Origin of the sequence: Candidatus Angelobacter sp. (genome assembly GCA_035607015.1) — a bacterium.
Taxonomy (GTDB): domain Bacteria; phylum Verrucomicrobiota; class Verrucomicrobiia; order Limisphaerales; family AV2; genus AV2.
Map to the genome: position 1 here is coordinate 1 of DATNDF010000218.1, position 6,337 is coordinate 6,337.

The window sequence follows — 6,337 nt, forward strand, 5'->3', positions numbered from 1 at the left end:
CGGCGCAGCCGTTCATGAAGCACAATGCACTCGGCTGCCAGCTTTACCTGCGCATCGCGCTGGAGCTGTATCACAAGCGGCTGCTGGTGGGCGGCATCGACCGCGTGTTCGAGATTGGCCGCATCTTCCGCAACGAAGGCCTCTCGCGCCGGCACAATCCCGAGTTCACGATGCTGGAAGCCTACTGCGCGTTCGGCGATTATGAGTCGATGATGGAGTTGTTGGAGGGGATGATTACGCACGTGGCACAAAGTGTTTTGGGGACACTCGTGATCGAACATGGCCAAGGGATTTCCGGGAAGGCTGATCAATGGCGAGCGGCTGGAACAGGGATGGGTGGAACAGGCGACTTGCCTGTCCCGCCCGGCAACCTGCCGGGCGGAACGGAAGCGGCCCTGCAGATGAAACCGGGCGCTGTTCTCGGAAACAATACCACTTCCATTCCGGTCGGCGGGTCGCCGACCGGAACGGGCGGGTCGCCCGTTCCACCCAGCCAAAGCGGAACGCACAAGACAATCAATCTCACCCGCCCGTGGAAACGCGTTCGCTACAAGGACTTGGTCAAAGAAAAAGCCGGCGCTAATTGGTTCGACGTGTCACCCGCCGAACGCCGCCGGCGGGCGATTGAAGATTTGAAACTGGAAGGCGACATCGCGACGGGCTACGAAGATTTCGAAGTCACCGGCGCGGTCTTCGAGAAATTGATCGAGCCGACGTTGATTCAGCCAACGTTCGTCACGCATTTGCCAAAAGAACTCGTGCCGCTGGCCAAGCTCTCGCCCGACGACCCGACCACGGTCGAGGTCTTCGAGCTGTGCATCAACGGCCAGGAAATCGCGCCCGGCTACACGGAACAGAACAATCCGATTGAACAGCGCGAGCGATTGGAGCACCAGGCCGGCGGCGAACAGCAAAAGCTCGACGAAGATTTCCTCGTCGCCCTCGAACACGGCATGCCCCCCGCCGGCGGCATCGGCATCGGCATCGACCGCCTCTGCATGATGCTCCTCGGCCAGGAAAGCATCCGCGACGTGATCCTCTTCCCGCAGTTGAAGCCGAAGATCTGATCTTCTCCTGCTTCGGAGAGGAACAGCGTGACGGCGTTAATGCAGTCCGCAGCCATTTGATTGCAGGAGAGAGCGTTTCTTGCTCTTGAAACCAAGCCGTGCGAAAATGTGTCAACAATGGTCGAATACGCCTTCAAACAAAACCGTTGAACATATTACTGATACCATGAAACGCACCCATCCCACTTTCTCCCCTTCGGCTTTTCTCTTCACCGTCTTACTGGCAGTTTCGGTGGCCCAAACCCGGGCGTCGGACGATGTCATCATCGGCCAGTTCAACAGCGCCAGCGGACTGGCAGGATGGCGCGCGGATTACGGCGGGGCTTCCCAGACCATTGCGTTCGACGCAACGCAGGATGCGAACAACAACGCGGCCTCGGGGTCGATGAAGGTAACCATTGGATTCGATGGGAGCAAGGGCAGCGACAACAAAGCCGCGTTCACGATTGATCTCTCCCCCGCATTGGCCGGCTCGAATTATCTCTCCATGGAGATGGACGTGAGAATTGACCCTGTCTCTGCGGCCGACGCCTCCGGGAACAGCGGCTATCTGCAGATGGTGATTCGCAATACCGGAAACTACGACTTCAATTCAGAATTCGGAGGAAACGTGAGTACCAACGGCGGCTGGCGACACATAGCCGTTTCGCCACTGACCGGGGCGTATAACGACATACACGCCGTCACCATCGAGGTTTTCGGCGGCCCGACCCTGACCGGCACGGTCATCATCAACGTTGACAACGTAAAATTCACCAAACCCAGCAGCGCCGTTGCTGTCATCGTCGATCAATTCAATGACACGAACGGGCTTGCCGGGTGGCGTTTCGACTATGGCGGCGTCACCAATTTGATCGAATTCAACCCGACGCAGGATGCGAACACCAATTCGGCTTCGGGTTCGATGAAGGTCACGTTCGGGTTCGACGCGGTCAATCTCGCCGGCAACAACAAGGGCGCCGTCACGATCGATCTCCCGGCTCCGTTGGATGGCTCTTCCTACCTGACCATGGAGATGGATGTAAAAGTTGATCCCGCTTCCGTGGCCGATGGCTCCGGCAACAGTGGATTTTTACAAATGGTAATCCGAAACGGCGGAAACTATGACTTCAACTCACAATTCGGCGGGAGCGTGAGCGCCAACGACGGCTGGCGCCATATTTCAGCGGCGCCGTCGGGCGCGCGCAACGACATCAGGGCGATCACGCTGGAGCTTTCGGGAGGCGGCGGCGGCGCGGGATCACTCACCGGGCCGGTAACTTTTTACGTCGACAACCTTGAGTTTACACAACCCAATGTTGTTTCAAATCCTCCCCCCACTCTGAGCATGGAACGTCCGATCCGGGGTCTCAATCTGATTCCGACTTCAGGGCAGTTCCAACGGCAAAACCTGGCCACCGTTGCAGGTTCCGGACTCAGCTGGTTTGGAAGCGCAAGCCCCGTAACCTATTCAGTTACCATCACCAATTATCCCGACGCGTCGCACAGCGGTTTTCAGACGCATCTTTTCCTCGTTCCCGGCGCGCCTGCAACCAGCGATCCGGATTACAGCGAGGCGAATGTTGTTTTCCTGGACATCCAGAACCGGGCTGACGGAACGGCTGCAGCCACCTTCCGTTACAAGACCAATGAAGCCGGAGGAAATACGTTTCTCTATGGTCCCGGAACACTGGGGAGCGTGGCGGACGCTTCGCCCATCGGCACATGGTCGATGACTTTTCAGCAGGACACGAATGTTACCTTGACCTCGCCGGGTGGGACGACGTTCAGCACCAACATTCCTCCCGAGGCCGCGGCGCTGTTTGCCGATCCGTTGGTCGTGTACGTGGGCGATCAACCCAATGCCGGTAACAATGTCGGTCAGACCGCCATATTGAGCCACTTCCAAATCAACAGCGGTTCCACGACTCTTCTGGATGACAATTTCCTGACCGACGCAGCATTGGACACAACGACGTGGCAAGTCCTCGCCGGAGATGCCAGCGGTGTGCAGTTGGTGGGTCCCGACGCCGCCTTCTGGTTGAGTTGGACGACGCCAGATTCAGGTTTCGGCTTGCAGACAACCACCAACGTCACCAGCTCAGGCTCTTGGACTGACCCAATGTGGACGGTCCCGCTGATGGGGTCCGTGAAGCGGATATTAGTTCACGTCCCCAGCGCCAGTCCTGACCCGAACACGGCTTACGAGCCCGATGGTCAGGCATCATTTTTCCGGCTGTTCCAGCCTCCGCCGCAACCCTGATCGCTAACATTGACGCGCAAACGCACACGCGACCAAAGCACCGCGCGAATCCGGGGCCATCTTCGGATGGACCGACGAGTCTGCGGCGCCATGAGCCGGGTCCCATTGTCCGCCGGATGTTGCAATCGGCCCGGCCCTTTGAAAGGTGCTCCCCAAACTCCGCAAGAAGCGGGTGGGCACGATCGTCGCTGGCTGCTATTTTGTCATCCGCATGAAAGACTTGTTGTTGTCAAATGACGTCCATAACCGTGCGACATTGAGAGGTTCCCGACCGGGCCGACCAATAGGTAACTCCGTTTCCCATGTGGACCGCAGCACCGGACTCGACGCTTCAATCGATTATCAGAGGATCGAAAAGGCGATTTCCTATTTGCAATCGCATTTTGTCGAGCAGCCGGACCTTGCGGCCGTTGCCCGCTCGGTTCATTTGAGCGAATATCACTTCCAACGGCTTTTCACCCGATGGGCTGGTGTCAGCCCGAAACGCTTCCTGCAATTCCTCACCGTTGAATACGCGAAGCAGCGCCTGGCCGAGTCAAGATCCGTCCTGGAAGTCACGTTCGATTCGGGCCTGTCAAGTCCGGGTCGCTTGCACGATTTGTTTGTTTCTATCGAGGCCGTCACCCCGGGCGAATTCAAAAAAAACCGCGGCGGAATCGAAATTGACTACGGCACACATGCCTCCCCCTTTGGGACGTGCCTGATCGGCGTAACCAAACGAGGCGTCTGCTGGCTAAGTTTTGTCGGCGACACGTCTCCGGAAGAATCGGTCCGCCAGCTTAAGGAACAGTGGGACGGCGCCTTGTTTTACGAGCGCCCCGAGACCACCGGACCCGTGGCTCGCCGAATTTTTCACGCCCTGGACGGCGCGGACACCGAAGCCTTGAGCGTGCTGGTCGTGGGAACAAATTTTCAAATCAAGGTCTGGAAAGCGCTGTTAACAGTCCCGCCTGGCGCCGTTGTGACCTACGACGAACTCGGCAGGACCCTCGGAAACAAACAATCCGCGCGTGCCATCGGCAACGCCGTTGCCAGCAATCGGATCGCATACCTGATTCCCTGCCATCGCGTCATTCGTAAAAGCGGACTGCCGGGAGGCTATCATTGGGGGGAAGTCCGCAAGCGGGCGATGCTGGGTTGGGAAGCAGCGCGAAGCGCGGCATGACCCGGACACAAAAAAAGCGCGCTGACACCGTCAGAGCGCTTTTTAGGCAACCCGGATTCCGTGCTCAATAGTTCTTCGCCACCTCGGCCCAGTTGATCACGTTCCAGATGGCTTTCAAATAGTCGGGCCGCCGGTTCTGGTATTTCAGATAGTAGGCGTGCTCCCACACGTCCACGCCCAGAAGCGGCTTGCCTTCGCAACCGGCGATTGCCTTGCCCATGAGCGGATTGTCCTGGTTGGCGGTCGAAACAACCTCCAGCTTGCCGTTATTCACGACGAGCCAGGCCCAGCCGCTGCCGAACCTACCCGCCCCCGCCGCCTCGAACTTTTCCTTGAAGGCATCGAAGCTGCCAAATGCGGCGTTGAGGTCGTTCGCGAGTTTGCCCGATGGCGCTCCACCGGCTTTCGGTCCGATGATTCGCCAGAAAAACGAGTGGTTCCAATGCCCGCCGCCATTGTTGCGCACGGGGCCACGGAGGCTGTCCGGCACGGCGGCCAGATCCTTGACCAGCGCGTCCAGGGATTTCGCCTCGAGCGCCGCGTTGCCGGCGATGGCCTTGTTCAGATTGGTGACGTAGGCGTTGTGATGTTTTCCGTGATGGATTTCCATCGTTTGCTTGTCAATGTGCGGTTCCAAAGCATCCGGAGAATAAGGCAGTGGGGGTAGTTGGTGTGCCATAGTTTTTTTCCAATTGTTGTTTCAGTTTCGATCAATGCAAAAAGACTAACAGAGAGAAACACCGCGCACAAGAGGCCGGCGTTATTTTCCTCCCGACCGCTCAAGCGCGGACCCGGACGAGGACGCAAACCTGCTTCACGCCGGCATCACCGGGACAGCTCCACGAAATTCTTTAAAAGTTGCAATCCCATGTTCTGGCTTTTCTCCGGGTGGAACTGCGTGGCAAACACATTGTCCTTCCACACCGCGGACGCAAAGGTTTCTCCATACATGGTGCGCGCTGCGACGATAGTCTGGTCATCGGGTTCCGGAAAAAAACTGTGCACAAAGTAAAAGTAGCTGCCGCTGCGAATCCCGCGAAAGATCGGGCACTGGGGTTGCGTTATTTCAATCTGGTTCCAGCCGATCTGCGGAACCTTCAATCCCGGCTGTTCCGAAAACCGGACGACCGTACCTTTGAAGATTCCCAGCCCCGCGGCGCAACTGTTGAACTCCTCGCTCTTATCGAACAAGGCCTGGTAACCGACACAGATGCCCAGAAACGGGCGTCCCGATCGAATAAACTCACGGCAGGCCGCCAGCAATTCCTGTCGTTGGAGCGCGCTTACGCAATCGTCAAACGCGCCCACGCCCGGCAACACCGCCGATGTCGCGTCCTTCAATTCAGCCGGACGAGTGACCAGCCGCACCTCGGCTTCGAGATGGCGCAGCGCCTTGTGCACACTACGAAGGTTGCCGGCGCCATAATCCAGCAATGCAATCATAGAGGACATAGCCATGAAGAATACAGAATGTAAAACACGGAGTTAGCGCTGGAGCCTAAACTCAATATACTCAATCTCATCAAGTATCCTACGCCATAACGAACGACGAGTATAACTTTCAGCATCGATATAGGCGACTTCCCAAGTAGGTTTGTTGGTCGAATAATACTCAACGATCGCCGCAGCAGCATTGGAGGCGATGTTCTGAACGACGTTGCTATTGGTCCCGGAATAACGGATGGAGATCAGTGAAGTGTTCCGGGGCTGATCAACCCTCACCAGTTGAAAATTCGACTCGTCTGTGTTGCATCCGGCCGCCAATCTGAGTCGGCTTTCGCGGCATGACAAGACATTGCTGATCACCTGGATACTGGTACTATGCGTGAAAAATGGGTCCCATGCATTGGTTCCAAGAGACAA

6 protein-coding genes are annotated in these 6,337 nt (G+C 57.3%); 3 read left to right on the forward strand and 3 right to left on the reverse strand.

Annotation, left to right across the window (positions count from 1 at the left end):
• The 3 genes from VN887_08920 to VN887_08930 form a co-directional block, all read left to right on the forward strand.
• The coding region (locus VN887_08920; protein HXT40132.1) for an amino acid--tRNA ligase-related protein at positions 1–1,067 on the forward strand (1,067 nt) is incomplete at its 5' end.
• A 166-nt stretch (positions 1,068–1,233) separates the two neighbouring features.
• The gene (locus tag VN887_08925; protein HXT40133.1) at positions 1,234–3,309 is read left to right on the forward strand and encodes a hypothetical protein; all 2,076 of its coding nucleotides are present in this window, start codon (positions 1,234–1,236) and stop codon (positions 3,307–3,309) included.
• Positions 3,310–3,454: 145 nt separating this feature from the next.
• The gene (locus tag VN887_08930) at positions 3,455–4,474 is read left to right on the forward strand and encodes a methylated-DNA--[protein]-cysteine S-methyltransferase (GenBank protein HXT40134.1); all 1,020 of its coding nucleotides are present in this window, start codon (positions 3,455–3,457) and stop codon (positions 4,472–4,474) included.
• Positions 4,475–4,538: 64 nt separating this feature from the next.
• Here VN887_08930 and VN887_08935 read toward each other — a convergent pair whose 3' ends face one another.
• From VN887_08935 to VN887_08945, 3 genes are all read right to left on the reverse strand, one after another.
• Complete coding sequence (locus VN887_08935) at positions 4,539–5,153, reverse strand: superoxide dismutase (protein ID HXT40135.1); 615 nt, start codon at positions 5,151–5,153, stop codon at positions 4,539–4,541.
• 146 nt (positions 5,154–5,299) lie between these two features.
• Positions 5,300–5,926 (reverse strand): imidazole glycerol phosphate synthase subunit HisH, encoded by a 627-nt coding sequence (hisH, locus tag VN887_08940; GenBank protein ID HXT40136.1) that lies wholly within the window; start codon positions 5,924–5,926, stop codon positions 5,300–5,302.
• A gap of 33 nt (positions 5,927–5,959) precedes the next feature.
• On the reverse strand, positions 5,960–6,337 hold a 378-nt coding region (locus VN887_08945), incomplete at its 5' end, for a hypothetical protein (protein HXT40137.1).

Bases quoted from the DNA above. Each gene is read 5' to 3' on its own strand.
- VN887_08925 (HXT40133.1), top strand. From the start codon at position 1,234: ATGAAACGCACCCATCCCACTTTCTCCCCTTCGGCTTTTCTCTTCACC.
- hisH (HXT40136.1), bottom strand. From the start codon at position 5,926: ATGTCCTCTATGATTGCATTGCTGGATTATGGCGCCGGCAACCTTCGT.
- VN887_08935 (HXT40135.1), bottom strand. From the start codon at position 5,153: ATGGCACACCAACTACCCCCACTGCCTTATTCTCCGGATGCTTTGGAA.